At 65.7% G+C, this 15,143-nt stretch carries 18 protein-coding genes; 12 read left to right on the top strand and 6 right to left on the bottom strand.

Annotated elements, in window-relative coordinates:
• Positions 1-41 precede the first annotated feature (41 nt).
• The 5 genes from ACWEQQ_RS40025 (at position 42) to ACWEQQ_RS40005 (ending at position 5,328) form a co-directional block, all read left to right on the top strand.
• On the top strand, positions 42-1,319 hold the full coding sequence (locus ACWEQQ_RS40025; protein WP_452351843.1) for an MFS transporter: 1,278 nt from the start codon (positions 42-44) through the stop codon (positions 1,317-1,319).
• Between the two features lie 289 nt (positions 1,320-1,608).
• On the top strand, positions 1,609-1,989 hold the full coding sequence (locus ACWEQQ_RS40020) for a cytochrome P450 (protein WP_452351842.1): 381 nt from the start codon (positions 1,609-1,611) through the stop codon (positions 1,987-1,989).
• Between the two features lie 670 nt (positions 1,990-2,659).
• Positions 2,660-3,055: a hypothetical protein gene (locus tag ACWEQQ_RS40015; RefSeq protein WP_452351841.1), complete on the top strand. Its 396-nt coding sequence runs from the start codon at positions 2,660-2,662 to the stop codon at positions 3,053-3,055.
• Positions 3,056-3,117: 62 nt separating this feature from the next.
• Complete coding sequence (locus ACWEQQ_RS40010) at positions 3,118-4,824, top strand: alpha-keto acid decarboxylase family protein (RefSeq protein ID WP_452351840.1); 1,707 nt, start codon at positions 3,118-3,120, stop codon at positions 4,822-4,824.
• 39 nt (positions 4,825-4,863) lie between these two features.
• Positions 4,864-5,328 (top strand): hypothetical protein, encoded by a 465-nt coding sequence (locus ACWEQQ_RS40005; RefSeq protein ID WP_452351839.1) that lies wholly within the window; start codon positions 4,864-4,866, stop codon positions 5,326-5,328.
• 114 nt (positions 5,329-5,442) lie between these two features.
• On the opposite strand, the gene ACWEQQ_RS40000 is transcribed toward ACWEQQ_RS40005, so the two are convergent.
• Entirely contained in the window at positions 5,443-6,249 is an 807-nt protein-coding gene (locus ACWEQQ_RS40000) for a hypothetical protein (protein WP_452351838.1), read from the bottom strand.
• 494 nt (positions 6,250-6,743) lie between these two features.
• Between ACWEQQ_RS40000 and ACWEQQ_RS39995 the strand changes: the two genes are divergently transcribed.
• Complete coding sequence (locus ACWEQQ_RS39995) at positions 6,744-7,706, top strand: SDR family oxidoreductase (protein WP_452351837.1); 963 nt, start codon at positions 6,744-6,746, stop codon at positions 7,704-7,706.
• On the opposite strand, the gene ACWEQQ_RS39990 is transcribed toward ACWEQQ_RS39995, so the two are convergent.
• Positions 7,627-8,061 (bottom strand): beta-ketoacyl synthase N-terminal-like domain-containing protein, encoded by a 435-nt coding sequence (locus tag ACWEQQ_RS39990; RefSeq protein WP_452351871.1) that lies wholly within the window; start codon positions 8,059-8,061, stop codon positions 7,627-7,629. The two genes, ACWEQQ_RS39995 and ACWEQQ_RS39990, sit on opposite strands and share 80 nt — an antisense overlap.
• A 407-nt stretch (positions 8,062-8,468) precedes the next feature.
• Between ACWEQQ_RS39990 and ACWEQQ_RS39985 the strand changes: the two genes are divergently transcribed.
• The gene (locus ACWEQQ_RS39985) at positions 8,469-9,350 is read left to right on the top strand and encodes a LysR family transcriptional regulator (protein WP_452351836.1); all 882 of its coding nucleotides are present in this window, start codon (positions 8,469-8,471) and stop codon (positions 9,348-9,350) included.
• 95 nt (positions 9,351-9,445) lie between these two features.
• Here the strand turns inward: ACWEQQ_RS39985 and ACWEQQ_RS39980 are convergent, their stop codons facing one another.
• Positions 9,446-10,147: a hypothetical protein gene (locus ACWEQQ_RS39980; RefSeq protein ID WP_452344409.1), complete on the bottom strand. Its 702-nt coding sequence runs from the start codon at positions 10,145-10,147 to the stop codon at positions 9,446-9,448.
• Positions 10,148-10,319: 172 nt separating this feature from the next.
• Entirely contained in the window at positions 10,320-10,958 is a 639-nt protein-coding gene (locus tag ACWEQQ_RS39975) for a nitroreductase/quinone reductase family protein (RefSeq protein WP_452351835.1), read from the bottom strand.
• Between the two features lie 26 nt (positions 10,959-10,984).
• Here ACWEQQ_RS39975 and ACWEQQ_RS39970 point away from each other — a divergent pair, with 26 nt between their 5' ends.
• Positions 10,985-11,560, top strand: coding sequence for a TetR/AcrR family transcriptional regulator (locus tag ACWEQQ_RS39970; protein WP_452351834.1), 576 nt, complete (start codon positions 10,985-10,987; stop codon positions 11,558-11,560).
• A gap of 171 nt (positions 11,561-11,731) precedes the next feature.
• Positions 11,732-11,887 (top strand): DUF6131 family protein, encoded by a 156-nt coding sequence (locus ACWEQQ_RS39965; protein ID WP_452351833.1) that lies wholly within the window; start codon positions 11,732-11,734, stop codon positions 11,885-11,887.
• Here ACWEQQ_RS39965 and ACWEQQ_RS39960 read toward each other — a convergent pair.
• Positions 11,831-12,106, bottom strand: coding sequence for a hypothetical protein (locus ACWEQQ_RS39960; protein ID WP_452351875.1), 276 nt, complete (start codon positions 12,104-12,106; stop codon positions 11,831-11,833). The genes ACWEQQ_RS39965 and ACWEQQ_RS39960 overlap by 57 nt on opposite strands.
• Here ACWEQQ_RS39960 and ACWEQQ_RS39955 point away from each other — a divergent pair.
• From ACWEQQ_RS39955 to ACWEQQ_RS39945, 3 genes are all read left to right on the top strand, one after another.
• Entirely contained in the window at positions 12,038-13,384 is a 1,347-nt protein-coding gene (locus ACWEQQ_RS39955; protein WP_452351870.1) for a CYTH and CHAD domain-containing protein, read from the top strand. The two genes, ACWEQQ_RS39960 and ACWEQQ_RS39955, sit on opposite strands and share 69 nt — an antisense overlap.
• A 103-nt stretch (positions 13,385-13,487) precedes the next feature.
• Positions 13,488-13,622 (top strand): hypothetical protein, encoded by a 135-nt coding sequence (locus ACWEQQ_RS39950; protein ID WP_452342221.1) that lies wholly within the window; start codon positions 13,488-13,490, stop codon positions 13,620-13,622.
• 26 nt (positions 13,623-13,648) lie between these two features.
• Positions 13,649-14,200: a hemerythrin domain-containing protein gene (locus tag ACWEQQ_RS39945; protein ID WP_452342220.1), complete on the top strand. Its 552-nt coding sequence runs from the start codon at positions 13,649-13,651 to the stop codon at positions 14,198-14,200.
• Between the two features lie 64 nt (positions 14,201-14,264).
• Here ACWEQQ_RS39945 and ACWEQQ_RS39940 read toward each other — a convergent pair whose 3' ends face one another.
• The gene (locus ACWEQQ_RS39940; RefSeq protein ID WP_452351832.1) at positions 14,265-14,684 is read right to left on the bottom strand and encodes an STAS domain-containing protein; all 420 of its coding nucleotides are present in this window, start codon (positions 14,682-14,684) and stop codon (positions 14,265-14,267) included.
• Between the last annotated feature and the right edge of the window lie 459 nt (positions 14,685-15,143).

The raw sequence follows: 15,143 nt of genomic DNA, 5'->3' as shown, positions 1-15,143 counted from the left end.
GGCGAGAATGGAACGGCCGACCCGAAGGGGATACGAACGCGATGGATCGTGACGCATTGACGCTGGCGCCCGAAGCGGCTACGGCACACCAGATTCCGCGACGGGCGCGGGCGAATGCCTTTCGCGCATTGCGGTCGCGCCCGTTCCGCTGGTACTTCGCAGGGCAGATCGCTTCCGCCAGTGGCACATTCGTGCAGGCGACGGCGGTCGGATGGCTGGTGTTGCAGCTGACCGGATCACCGGCCTCCCTGGGTGTGGTGCTGGCCGCGGGCGGGGTGCCGCCGCTGCTGTTCGGGCCGTGGGGCGGGGTGGTCGCGGATCGGGTCGATCTGCGACGCATGCTGATCGGTACGCAGGTGGTCTACGGAGTGCTGGCGGCGGTCCTGTGGGCGGCGGCGGTGACCGGGCGGGCGGGGATCCCGCTGGTCATCGGCGTGACCGTGGCGGGCGGCGTGGTACAGATCGTCGATTCGCCCGCACGGCAGGCCTTTGTGGCACAACTGGTTCCGCCCACGGATCTGGCCAGTGCGGCCAGCGTCAACGGCGTGGTGATGAACAGCGCCCGCGTGGTGGGGCCGGCGCTGGCGGGGCTGCTGATCGCATTCATCGGCACCACACCGTGTTTCGCGGTGAACGCGATCTCCTACCTCGCGGTGGTCGGGGCGCTGGTGGCGATCCGGCCGACCGCGCCCGCTGCTGTTGCCGTCCGGGCGCGGTCGGGCGGGGTGCTGTCCGCACTGCGCTACGCCCGCACCCGGCAGCAGCTGTGGCTGCCGCTGACCATGATGGCGCTGGTCGGACTGTTCGCCTTCAACTTCCCGGTGCTGCTCCCAGTGTTGGCGGAGCGCACTTTTCACGGCACCGGCGGCACCTACGGCCTGCTGTCGACCATGCTCAGCATCGGTTCGGTGGGCGGCTCGCTCGCGGTCGGACTGGTACGCCATCCCCGCCGCATCTATCTCGTCACGACCGCAGCCGCCTTCGGCATCAGCCTCGCCGCGACGGCAGCCGTACCGAATCCGGCCACCGCCTGCACCGCCCTGATCGCGACCGGGTTCACGGGCTTCAGCTTCGTCACCATGGCATCGACCGCCCTGCAACTGCACGCGGATCCGAGCTATCGCGGGCGAATCATGGCGCTGTGGGTCTTCGTCTTCCTCGGCACGACACCCATCGGCAGCCTGATCACCGGGTGGATCATCGACGCCTCCGGGCCGCGGGCGGCGCTGCTGGTGGGCGCGCTCTCGTGCCTGGTGGCCGCGGCCATCGCGGGACGGGTCCACACGCCGCCTCATCCGGACGGACCCGATGCGGGCTGAGTCTGGTACGCGCCGCCCTTACATGCGCGGTGCTGGAATGTTTCAGAGAAACCGATCGTGAGCGAATCCGTCCCCGGTTGTCCTGTGCGCCAGACGATTCGAACCTGTTCTACTGCGTGCTACATGATGCCAACGACGGAGAGCGCGAGGTCTTCTGCGGCACTTTCGTTTTCGACAGGGCCGGAGGTGGGAACCGCATCCTGGTCGTGCGCGAGCTGTCCGGGGCGGGCGTCGCCGACCGCACCACGGCGGCGCTGGGGAGGTGTTGCGCTACGATCCGCCGGTCCAGATGACCAGCCGCTGCACCACTGCACCGATTCACGTTGCAGGACAGCTCATTTCAGCACGAGACCGCATCATCATGATGCTCGCCGCCGCGAATCGCGACCCCCACCGCTTCACCGACCCACAGCGCTTCTGGCCGGAACGCCCCGACAACGCCCACCTGTCCTTCGGAGGCGGCGTGCACTATTGCCTGGGCGCCGCGCTCGCCCGCATGGAAGCCCAGACCGCGCTCACCGCCTTCGCCTCAGCGAACCGCGCCTGCTCGAAGCGCCGCCGCCCTACCGGCCCAACACAATTCTGCGGGGTCCACGGCAGCTGCTCGTCGCATACGACCGAATCCGCGAATGAGCCGACTACCAATTCAACTCGACTGTCCGGCCGGTAGTACCCGACGGCGTCGATACCGAGTCATGGCGCAGCGCAGTAGCGCGGCGTCGTGCGACGCCGACTTCGTACTCGATCAGGTTGCCGCAGGCGTGGCCGGGAGCGGCCAAGAAGGGGTCTCGGGTCGGCGGCGACCGGGAGAAATCCGCGCCTAACGGGGCCATGCGCTTGGGTGGAGTTCCCAGCCAAGCGCGAAAGTGGTTGCCGCTGTTCCTATTTCTTGCCGGAACCGCCACTGATTGGCGTTGGCCGGGGACCGCGAACCAGCTGGCACGGGGCAGACCGTTGTGTAGGATCGGGGAGATTGCGGTTCGGTTGCCAAATGTTTTCCGATTAACGGGCATGTGGGATCCGAGAGGAGCTTTCGCGATGGCAAAGGTGCTCTTTATCGTCAGTGGTGCCAGTTACTGGGTGATGAAGGACGGCTCACGATATGCGACCGGATACTGGGCCGAGGAGTTCGCCAACCCATATCGGATCCTCACCGACGCCGGGCACCAGGTGGTCGTCGCAACACCGAACGGTGTGATCCCGACAGTCGACATGATGAGTCTGCGCCCTCAGATGGCGGGCGGCATCGACGGGGCCCTGCGGCTCGAGTCGATCATCCGCGAAGCGGAGGTATTGCGGCGGCCGTTGCAATTGCCCTCCGTCTCGAGGATTTCGATGCGGTGTACCTGCCGGGCGGGCACGGTCCGATGGCGGACCTGGCGTTCGATGCTGACTGTGGGCGGTTGCTCACGCAGCAGTTGGCCTCGGGCAACCCGCTTTTCATCGTCTGTCACGCTCCGGCCTCGATCTTGTCCACCAGGATCCGAGGCGAATCGCCGTTCGAGGGTTATCGCCTCACCTGCTTCACCGACGAAGAAGAGGAGGCCGTGGGCGTCGCCGCACTCGCACCATGGCTACTCGAGACGGACCTCAGGGAGAAGATCGGCGTCGATTTCAGCCGTGGGCCGATATGGGAGCCGTACATGGTCGAGGATCGCAACCTGACCACCGGCCAGAACCCGGCCTCGGCCGCCGTCCTCGGCAACCGGATGGTCGAGATACTGAAAGGTGCCTGACCGATTCGGCCAGGTTCGAGACGATGACTTCCCCGTGACCCGACGATTCGGAGGAGCACGTGATGTCCATGCGCGAGACCCGACGAATGACGATCGGCGACTTTCTGCTTCGCCGTTTGGCAGAGGCCGGGATCAGCCACCTCTTCGGCGTCCCCGGCGACTACAACCTCGAGTTTCTCCAGCAACTCCAAGACCGCAGCGCCATCGAATGGGTCGGCAATTGCGGCGAGCTGAATGCGTCCTATGCGGCGGACGGCTACGCACGGCTGAAAGGCATGGGCGCGCTCCTTGTGACGAACGCTGTAGGCGCGATGAGTGCGATCAACGGGGTCGCCGGCTGCTATGCCGAGCATGTCCCGGTGGTCTGTATCTGCGGGTCGATTCCACTGCGGTCCATCGATCGGGGCCTGGGGATGCACCACACGATGGCCGACGGGACCTGGGACCGCTTCCTCGGCGCGTTCGCGCAGGTGACCGCCGCACAAGCCAGGCTGACCCCGCGCAACGCCGCCATCGAGATCGACAGGCTGATCCTTACCGCTTGGCGGGAGAAACTGCCGGTGTACCTGGAGCTGCCGTCCGACATCGCCTACCTCGATATCGAGGTTCCGGTCGAGCCGCTGGTCCTCGAACAGCCATCCAGCGACCCCGAACGGCTGAGGTCGTGCATCGCCGGGGTCGCCGCCCACCTGTCGGGCGCCACAGCACCGGCGATTCTGGTGGATCTGGACGCGGACCGGTTCGGCGTCGCCGCGGAGGTCATGGAACTCGCCGAGAAGATGCAACTTCCGGTCGCGGTGAGCAACACCGCCAAGGCGGTAATCGACGAGACGTTCCCTTATTACGCCGGCGTCTACAACGGCGAAGCGAGTGCGCAGCACACACTCGACGCCATGGCGGCCGCCGATTGCCTGCTCTGCATCGGATACCGACCCATAGAAGCGACGACGGGCGACTTCACGGTCTCGCTGCCCGCCGACACGATCCACCTGCGCGCGCACTCGGTCGACGTCGGAAGGGACAACTACCAGGCGGTATCGCTCCAGGAAGTTCTCCGCGGCGTCATCGACGCCGTGCCGCGCGTTACCGATCGCGCCACACCCCGGCCCGTGGCAGCCGCGCCACCCGCTCACACCGACCGGTCTGCGAAGCTGACGCAGGCGGCGTATTGGCAAGCCATCCAGGACTACATCCGGCCCGGGGATGTGCTGCTCGTCGATAACGGCACGTCGTACGCCCTCTTCGGCCTGAAGCTCCCGCAGGGCTGCACCTTCGTCGGATCGGTCAACTGGGGGTCGATCGGCTACTCGGTCGCTGCCCTGCTGGGCACGCTGACCGCGGCACCGGACCGGCGCCACCTACTGTTCGTCGGTGACGGCTCGTTCCAGCTGACCGCGCAGGAGCTGTCGACCATCCTGCGGCACGACCACAAGCCGGTGATCTTCCTGATCAACAACGGGGGATACACCATCGAGCGCGGATACCTCGGCAAGAGCGAGTCCTACAACGACATCGCCCCGTGGGCATACGCGGAGCTGCCGAAGGTGCTTCGCCCCGACACCACGGCGCGATCATTCGTCGCAAAGACTCCAGCGGACCTGCACAACGCCCTCTCCGCACCCAATGACACATTGATCTTCATCGAATCGATCATGGATCCCTTCGATTCTCCCGCCCCGGTCACCGAAAGCAGCAACAGAGGAGCCGAACTCGACTACGGGCCCCGTGGCCCGCAACTCCACGAAGGCACCCAGCTTCGGCCGGTGTGACCCGCAACGTAGATCCGGGGAGAACAGCAGGCTCAATCCGTGCAAGGCACCGGTCACCAGGACACGGGCAGGGTCGACATTCTCACGCGCACCGATCCAGGAACGCAGCGGCTCGATGCCGTTGACCACCGAATACTGCAGTGCCGCAGCCGATTCGGCTCGATCTTCGAGCACCTCGCGATAGGCGCGAGCCAACTGCGCGGTGGGCAGGGCCTCTTCGGCGGGAACCCCGCCGAGCAGCCGGATAGCATCCGGCACGCTACCGGTGGCCGGTGGACCGAACCCGCCGATCGCGGATTCCCGCGCACCGAGCGCGGACAGCAGAGTGCCGGTATCGAACTGATCGAGCGTGCCGTTCATCGAGCAACCCCTTCGAAACATATTGGGGCGCACTGGATGTGCGCGCGGGCGAACGATCCAGCCGTCCTTCGAGATTCGTTCAGCTGTTCGGCGGTGATCAGGATGTCGGCGAGAAGCACGTCGGTGCGTATGGCCATGGCATGACTCCTCTCGCGTTCCAGCGAAGCAGACACGGCCACAGCGATGAATCCTTGCGCTGAGTGGAATCGGAATCGGATCGCGCCGTACCACACGGTTGAGCAGTGTGCCACCGTCATGTCAGGACCGCGGGGGTCCCGCCGGACGCCGCGCCCGCCATCGAGAATTGATGTAGCGCTTCGACTCGTGCGAGGGCGGGGTGGCGGCGGCAGGTGCCGGCGGAATCAGGCTCGCGACGCCGCTGGCGTCGTCGGTCTGGATCATCCCGGCCCGCAAGGCCAATTCGAGCAGCAGCCTGTCGTCGGTCTTGAGCCGGAGGCCCCATCGCAGCGCCGTGGCGAGGATCAGCAAGTCGTTGAAGGAGTTTCGGCGATGCTGCTTGAGGTTGATCCTGGCGCGCAGGACCTCCTGCAGCAGATCGACCGCAATGGTGATCTCACTCATCGTCAACGGCAGCGGCGCCACCTCGACGTCGCTGAGGAAGCGAGCCCGAACCCCTACGATCCGCCCGATACTGCGGTCGATCGCGACCGAAGCCATGCCTTCGATCAGTCCGAACGCCCGCGCATTCTGCACATTCGCCACCGCCTGATGCGACTTCTCCAGGTAGGCGGCGAAACCATGACCCGCGAGACTGGCCGGAAAGTTGATCAGCAGCTTGTCGGTGCGGGCCATCCCCGCCTGGCCCTTGAGTATTCGGCCCCGGTACAGCTCCACGAGGTGATTGATATCGGGCAGACCCCACAGATGGTCCCTCGCGAGGCTCGGCAGCAGATATCGATACCCCCAGCCCTGCGGCGCCTGCATGCTGTAGAGCTCCTGCAGGGTCGTGGTGCTCGCATAGTAAGCACCCGGTTCGGGCGCCTCACACGATCCGTTGTGCCACAGGGACAGGAAGTTCGTATCCAGCAGCACACCGTCAACCACGTGAGGTCTTCTCTCGCCGAACCCAGGCTCGAACACGGTGGTACCGCGACCCGCCTCGATAGAACCTGGACTACTTGATACGTCCGAACCACTCGTACCGCAAGGCTATTCGGTCCGACCGATCCTGAATCTGGACGTGGACTCGGGTACCTGGTAGGACACGCTGACGGCAAGCCTGTCAGCTCGAGTACGCGATGCGGTCGTCGTCAACCTCGACATCGAACCGGTCGAGGCGCCGGAGACCGTGCACTGGGTGGACCCGATTCACCCGCATCCCTAGTCGGTGATGGGTCCCCATCGGGTATTCCGATCGTTCGTGACCGCCGCGAGTAAGGCCGCCCGGACATGATGGATTCTTGCCCGCGCCATGCCGGGCGCGTTTCCATCGGACAGGAGGAAGGACGAGATGACCGTGGCTCGCCCGGAGGCAGAATCGCTCGCGGGTCCGGCGCGACAGCGGCGCGGCACTGCTGTTCATCTCGCACGATCTGGCGGTGGTGCGCAGGCTGTGCCCGCGGATCGCCGTCATCCAGCACGGCCGCATCGTCGAGATCGGCGACACCGCAGCTGTTTTCGCCGATCCCCGGCGCGAGTACACCCGGCGGTTGCTCGCGGCCGTGCCGCGCTCGCCCGGCCCGGCCGGAGCTACCCGACTCACTGCTCGAACGTTCACTCTCGAAAGGACTCTCATGACATCGACCGATGACCGCCGGGTCGCGATCGTCACCGGCGCGGCATCCGGCATCGGCCGCGCCACCGCCGAACTGTTCGCCGAGCGCGGGTACCGGGTGGTCGCCGTGGACCTCGACGAGCCCGGTCTCGCCGAGCTGTCCGGCGATCCGGTGAGGCTCACCGGGGACGTCTCGGCCGAACCCGCCAATCGAGCGGCGGTGCGGACCGCGCTGGATCTGTTCGGCCGCATCGACACCGTCGTCCTCAATGCCGGGACCGGCGGCACGCCCCCGCTCGAGACGCCCGGCGCTGTGGATGCCGCCGATCGCATCTTCGGGGTCAACCTGCGCGGCCCGATCCACGGTCTGCGGGCGGCGATCCCGGCGCTGCGCGAGACCCGCGGGTCGGCGATCTTCACCGCGTCGGTGGCGGGACTGCGCGGCGATCCGGGCAACTGGGCCTACAACGCGTCCAAGGGCGCGCTGATCAACCTGGTGCGCGCGTTCGCGATCGACTATGCGGCACAGGGTGTCCGGGTCAATGCCCTGGCGCCGGGATTGACCCGCACCGGCATCACTGCCAACGTGCATCAGGATCCGGGCCTGCTCGCGGCCATCGAGCGGCGAATTCCGCTGGGCCGCTTCGCCGAACCTGTCGAGCAGGCCGAGGCCATCTGGTTCCTGGCCTCCCCCGCCGCTGGCTACATCACCGGGACCACCCTGGTCGTCGACGGCGGGCTCGACGCCAATCTGGGCATCCTGCCGCTACCCGGCCAGGGCTTCTGAACCTCGTTCCCGGTTTCCGATAGTTCCGCAACCACTCACGAAGGAGCACATCATGACGACGACCTACTGCATCCCGGAGGTCGGTGATCGGGATGTTCGCGTCTTCGGCTGCCTCCCAGGCCAATTCGAGCAGCAGGCGTTGCCGCGGGTCCATCAGCCGCGCCTCGGCCGGCGAGATGCCGAAGAACGGGGCATCGAACTGGTCGACCTGCTCGAGGAAGCCGCCGATCAGGCCCGCCACGTCACCGCCCGCCGCCGAGCGAGTCCGGGCGGGCACTCCGAGCGAATTTCCCGCCGATTTCAGGAGATTCCAGAATTCACCGGGATTGTTGGCCCCAGGCAACCGGCACGACACACCGACGATCGCGACAGCCCGGGAAAACGCGTCATACCGAAAATCATTCACAGCAGATCAGCTCTCCTTTGATCCGGAGAAAATTCGAGCATCACCCCACCCGGAACGCTCCGCGTGAAGTCATTGTGCGATTCGAATTGACGAACCAACAACCGGAGGTGGCGGAGGTCACATCACCTGCATGCGCTCGAATTATGCCGTTTTACAAAGCGTTTCAGGACTCGATCCTCATCGCCGATACGGAGTCGCCCGGAAGTCCGATCGATTGGCCGAGGTCGCGTGCGGCTGAATATCAGACACCGAGCAGAAATTCATTGCAATCTCGGAGATTCAAAGGGCGGCATGCTGATTCGAACCCGGGTTAGATGGTCCTCCAGCGTCGACCAACCCGAAGGTGACTGTACGGCATGCCTGATCCGCTGGATTTGCTGCACTTGCGCACACTCGTGACCATCGCCGATACCGGCGGCTTCCGGCGCGCGGCCGACGCGTTACACCTGAGCCAGCCCACCGTCAGCCAGCACATCCGGATGCTGGAACGGCGCCTGAAGTGCACGCTCGTCGAAAAGGACGGTCGCACTTCACGTTTCACGCCGGAGGGTGAGCGACTGGTGGTCGAGGCCCGGCGACTGCTCGCGGCCCAGGACCGGGTCCTGGCCCGGTTCGCCGAATCGCCGCGGCCGCAGATCAGCATCGGCTCCACCGAGCACGCGGCCGACGGTCTGCTCACCGATCTACTCGGCGTGCTGCGCACCATCTACCCGGAGGCGAGCCTGCACTTCCGGATCGACCGATCCACCGGACTGACCGATGCCGTGATCAAAGGCGTCCTGGACCTGGTGGTCGTGCTGGGCGGCAACACCGCCGAACCGGTCGGGACCGAGGTCGGCCTGCTCGATCTGCAGTGGTTCGCCGCGCAGAGCTGGCAGCTGCCGCCCGCGCCGGGGCCGATCTCGCTGGTCGCCTTCGCCGAACCGTGCGGACTGCGCCGCCGGGCCGTCCACGCCCTCGGCGAACTCGGTTATGAAGTCTCGGTGACCGCGGAATCCGGCAACCTCGACGGACTGCTGGCCGCGGCGAAGGCGGGCCTGGGTGTCGCGCTGCTGCCGTTCCTGTCCGCGGCGCCGGGCGATCTCACCTCGGTCGGCGAACTGCCGGAGGTGGGTGCGATCGATGTCCGGCTGGTCACCCGGCGCGGGCTCGAGGCTCATATCGAGAGCATCGCGGTCGAGGCCATCACCGCCCACTACCGCTCGATCTCCCGCGGCGGGCTGCGCGGCGTGGCCTGAGCCGGGTTCGCGCCGGTCCGCGGGCTTTCGCCCCCGGTCCCTCGGGCCGGAGACCGACGGACCGCGAGCGCTCGCCGGCGGACGAGAACGAAGACCTACTTGGCCGGCGTGAACGGCGCGTTGATGGTCGTGAAGTACTGTGCCGCAGCGATGATCGCCACCGGCGCGGTGATGAACAGCTGACCGATCACGGTTCCGATGAATCCGACCACGGCGACGCCGCCGATGCAGCCGCCGATGGCCGCGGGCAGCGCACCGAAAAGGGCGGTGAGAGCACCGGTCAGGGTGCCGCCCACCGCGCCGCCGATCACGCAGCCGATCGCGGCCCCCGCCAGGCCGCCGACCGCGGTGCCGATCGTCGCACCGGTGCTGATCGTGGTGACCATACGATTCCACGCCGCCTGTTCACGGTCGTACGGCGTCTTGAACGGTGCCTGATCCTCGTACGGCAGGGCCACCGGTTGGTACACCGCGTGGGACACATCGAATTGCGGAGTGAGGGTCGCGGTGCGGTCCTTGATCTCGGCGGCGATCGGGAAGACGAAATCATCCACCCGGAACGACAATTCGGTTCCGGCCAGTGTGGCGCCGTTGGCGGCTTTCACCTTGAAGACATTGTTCTCCACCACCAGCGAACCCGAATCGGTCGTGATGGTCGTCGTGGTATCGGTCGCCGTCGCGTTGTAGGCGACGGCGCCTTCGTCGGCATGACCAGGGGCGGCGCCGGCTGTCCCGGTCGCCGCAGCCAGTACCGCACTGACCAGTACTGCGGTGCCGGCGACTTTCTTGATGCGCATGTGTTGCGTCCTGCTTTCTACTGTCGAACACGCGGACAGCAGCAAGCATTGGATAACCGATGAAGATTGCGGAGAATAAGAATCAGCGTGATCAACGAAACCGATAGGCGTTTCGACTCGTCACCCATCAGCAAATGCAATCGCACTCCGATACACCAGAACCCGTAGCCATTCAAAGCTCTGTTGTCGACCGAACCGAGCCCGGAGGCGCGTCCAAGTCGATCCGGATGACGAGCAGGTCGGCGCCCAGCGCGCGGACCATGATCGCGTTGAGAATCCGCAGTGGTCGCCAGCGAGCCAGTCGCCGTTGCCTTTCCAGCGGATCCTCGTCGGGAAGAACGGTCGCCTGGCCGGTGCGCCACACGAAGCGCCAGCCCTGCCGGAGTTTCACCCGGACGGTGGGTTCGGCCATGAGATTGCGGACGTATCCGGCCCGGTACCCGTGTTCGGCGATGATCCAGAAGACGTCGCCGGCCGATCCGTTGCCCACCGGCGTTCGGTATCGCCGGCCGGTTCGCCGCCCCACCGTCTCCACGAGCGCATAGCCGAAGGGCACGAAACCGATCCGGAACAACAGGCGCACAACGGGATTGAGCAGACAGCGCTGGAAGGCCGCCGCCACGGCGCGTTTCCGGCTCGGCCACGCGATGGTGAGCGGAATGTTGGCGAGCAGAAGCGCCGACTCCACGGAGGGAACCAGCGGTGACGAGGAGGCCGTGGGGTCGACCTTCCATGCGATCCATACCAGGGCGGCCAGACCCGCGGAACCGGTGATCACGGTGCGCGAGCGGGCTTTTCGATGTATTTCCATACACTCGTATTGTTCCATACGAGTGTATGGTTATCGATGTGCGCAAATACGGATCGACCAGCTCGGAGCAGCTCGCCGACGCGGTGTTCGCCATCGCGGGATCGAGGGGGCTCGACGCCGCGAGCATCCGTGAGATCGCCGCCGCGGCAGAGGTTTCCATCGGCGCCGTTCAGCACCACTTCACCACCAAGGACGAGCTCTACGCCTTCGCCTTCGAGCAGCTCACCGCCCGGGTGCGCGCCCGCATGAGCGCCATCGACCCACAGGCCCCCCTCAGCGATCGATTGATCACCGCACTGTCCCAACTGCTTCCACTCGACGACGAACGCGAGCACGAGGCCCGGGTGATGGTCTCCTTCGCGGCGCGCGCGGCCACCAACGAGACCCTCGCCGACATCCAACACCGCGTACTGGCCGAGATTCGCCGGGAACTCGAGACCGAGCTGGCCGCCGCGAACATCCCCGACCCCTCGACACGATCCGCGATACTCCTCGCCACGGTCGACGGCCTCGCACTCGATGCGGTCAGCAGCCGCGGGCTCTACCCGCGCGGCGAACTGGCCGCCGCGCTGTCGCTGCACGTACGGTCGCTCATCTCATAGAGGGACGTCCAGATCGAACGCCACGCGTAGACATTGCACAGGCTGGGGACATTGGACGATTCGGTGCGCTTGATTGAACCGCCGACGTGAGGGCATGCGCCTCATGCCCGACATCGGCGCCGGAGGGCTTCTCGGGCCCTTCAAGCACAGCAGCGAAACCAGGTAGTGGCCATGATTGTTCTCGGAATCATCCTTCTCATCGTCGGGTTCATATTCGGCATTCCGATCCTCTGGGCCATCGGGATCGTGGTGGTCGTCATCGGGCTTGTGTTACTGCTGTTGGGGTCGATGGGCCGCGCTGTCGGCGGCCGTCACCATTGTTATTGACCCCTGAATCGCTCGCTTTTGCCCTGTTTGACGTGTGGTTTGCTGGGAATACGCCATCGCATGAAGGACGTACTCGAACGTGAGAGCAAATGGGCGGTCGACCGGGACTTCACTCTTCCAAGGCTCGACGACCTCGTCGCGAACAGCCGCATCGAGGAGATCCCGGTCGAGCTGACCAGTACCTATTTCGACACCGGCGAGCGAGACCTGCTCGCCCACGACCTGACGTTGCGTCGCCGTGAGGGAGACGACGAATCCGGCTGGCAGCTGAAGGTCCCCCAATCTTCCGGTCGCGTCGAAGTAACCACCCAACTGTCGGACGAGCTGCCGCACGAACTCGCCGAGGTCGTCAATGGCGCAGCACTGGGTAGGCCTTTGAACGAGGTCGCCAGGGTTCACACCTTGCGCCGCCGTCACCGCATCGTCGGTTCGGACGGCGAACTGATCGTCGAGATCGATGACGACACTGTGGACTCGACCGCAGCCGACCGGCCTGCTGAACTGATTGCCTGGCGTGAGATCGAGGTCGAACTCGGCCCTCACACCGACAAAGTCCCGGCGGTATTGCGGGACCGGCTCGCCGAGGCAGGCGCCCGCGAGTCGAGCTACCGCTCCAAGCTGTCTCATGTACTGGCGGAGCGATCCGGACCGGCCGTCACGGGTTCGCGGGCCGAACGTGCCGTGCACGAATACATGACCACACAGATCGACCTGATCTTCGTCGGTGACGTCGGGCTACGCCGAGGCGAGGAACCAATCCACGACACCCGTGTCGCGACCCGGCGACTGCGCAGCACGCTACGCGTGTTCGGCAAGCTGCTGGACCGCCGCGCCATCGGCGAGATCGACAACGAGCTGAAATGGTACGCATCGTTGCTCGGCGACATACGCGATTGCCATGTCCAACGCCGACGCCTCGCCGATGAACTCAACGCCCTACCGCCCGAACTCATCTTGGGTCCTGTCGCTGCCCGGATCGACGCGACGCTGCTGGCTCGGCAGTTGCCGAGCCGCAATGCTCTCGCTGAGGCAATGAACTCGCCCCGCTACCTGCGACTGCTCGCGACCCTGCAGACGTGGAAATCACAGCCGCCGTTCGCGAGACGGATCCGGCGGCGCCAACTCGTGAAGCGGGCCCGCCGGGCCGCGGACAAGGCCGACCGCCGATTGGTCACCGCATTGCACAACCAGCGACACGAATCGCTGCACCGCGCGCATAAAGCCGCCAAGCGCGCACGGTATGCCGCCGAATTGCACAAACCCGTTCGAAAGCCGGCGCGGGCAAAGTCGAATATCAAGCACTACAAGAAGATTCAGCGCCTGCTCGGCGACTACAACGACAGCGTCGTCTCGACCGAGTTCCTGTGGCGAACCGCCACAGCAGCGGGCACGGCAGGCGGCGAGAACGGCTTCACCTACGGCCTGCTCTACGCGAAAGAGATGCGAGCCGCTGAGCGCGCGGTCCAGAATGTCGCGGCAGCTGCCACGGGCGAATAGAGACAGGCCCCGGGGAAAGCGAGCTCTGATCGCTTATTTTCCCAGCTCGGGGGTAGTCGAGTCGCATAAGGATTACCGCGGGGAGCGTGCGAGGAGCCGAAAGATGAGCACCACCATCGTGATCGTGATCATCGTCGTCGCGGTTGTGGTCATCGCGCTTGTGGCCTGGGTGTTGATGCGCCAACGGCGCGAACACCAGCGGGCCGAAGCCAAGGCGACATCGGCTCGAATCAAGTGATTGCAGGCAAGAGGGAAGGAACAGCCATGGCCGAGCAAGATGTGGTCGATCTGCTGACCGCACAACACGAACAGATCTCGACCCTGCTCGAACAACTCCGTTCGGATCCGGAGGACCGGCAGGAACTGTTCACCGAGCTGGTCCGGTTGCTCGCGGTACACGAGAGCGCCGAGGAAGAAGTGGTGCATCCCGTGGCGAAGCGAGCCATGTTCGGCGTCGAGGAGATGGTCGACGCCCGCGTGGAGGAGGAGAATCACGCCAAACGGGCGCTCGCGGAGCTCTACGACCTGGGAGTCGATCACCCGGACTTCATGTCCAAACTCGCCGATTTCGGCGACGCGGTGACGCAGCACGCGGCGCACGAGGAGGCGGAGGAGTTCGTCCTGCTGCGTCGCCAGTACTCGGTGAACGAGCTCGAACATCTGGCGGGTTCGGTGCGCGCTGCTGAAGCGGTGGCACCCACCCGGCCGCACCCGCACGCCGGATCCTCCCCCGCGGCCAACCTGATCAGCGGACCACCGCTGGCAGTATTCGACCGGATGCGAGACGCGGTGCGCGACTGGCGATCACAGAATTAGCGGGCGCAAAAGCTGACCTACTGCCTTAATCTGGGCAGCCGATTACCGGATTGGGTGATCCCGATCAGGGCAGCGTGCGCGCAGCTGTCAGGGCTCGCGGCCCCGGTGTGCAGGCGGCGGCGATCGTGTGGGTGATTGCCAGGTCGGTGGCCTGGCCACAGACCTCGAACAGCCGGTCCACACACCGGGGTCCGGTGACCACCCGCAGGCGTATGTGGTGGCGGCGAGCAGCGTCGTCGGCATCGAGGACGGCCAGCAGGCCGGAGATGCTGAGGAAGGTGATCCGTGACAGGTCCACCACCACGAGGCGGCCGCTGGTATCGATAGCCTCGGTGAGGTGGTCGCGGAATGCTTGGACGGTGCAGTAGTCGATCTCGCCGGTGGCGGTCAGGACCGTCGTCGACGGCGACGGCCTGCTGTGGCTGATGCCCAGCTGTGTGGGCGGGCCACAACGCTGGGCTGGTGTGGATCCGGTTGCGACCATGAACGAACTCGACATCAGGATCAGATCCCTTGTCCAGGTGTGTGTGACGACCCGAGAAAATGGAGGTTCTGCCACACTGTTTGTCGCCTACACCGCGACTGTGGCACAAACTGGGCTGGTAGTTGTCAACCGTCTACACAGAATACCCGCTACGCCAGCGAGACAAACCCGTTACCTTCCGCACGGGCACGGATCTGATTGCGATCCGCGGTGATCCGGTTCAGACCGTCAAGGGTGTCATTCGCCCGGCGCCCTCGGCTGCTCGTCGTGCGCGCGATCAGCGCCGGCCGTGGACGTGTCCGACCGCCGTGCCGCGGTCGGCTCCCAGCAGCGCGGGGACATCACGAACCCGTGCAGGAGCAGAAGGGGCTCACCGGACCCGGTGTGCAGGGCTTTCAGCGACGGTAGGGTCGTGGGCCGACTGGTGGCCGACATCATTGTCATCGCCTCTTTCCGGAC

The sequence above is a fragment of the Nocardia sp. NPDC004123 genome, from assembly GCF_053603795.1.
The sequence above is the reverse complement of the archived record's forward strand: the minus strand, read 5'-3'. Positions and strand labels throughout refer to the sequence as shown.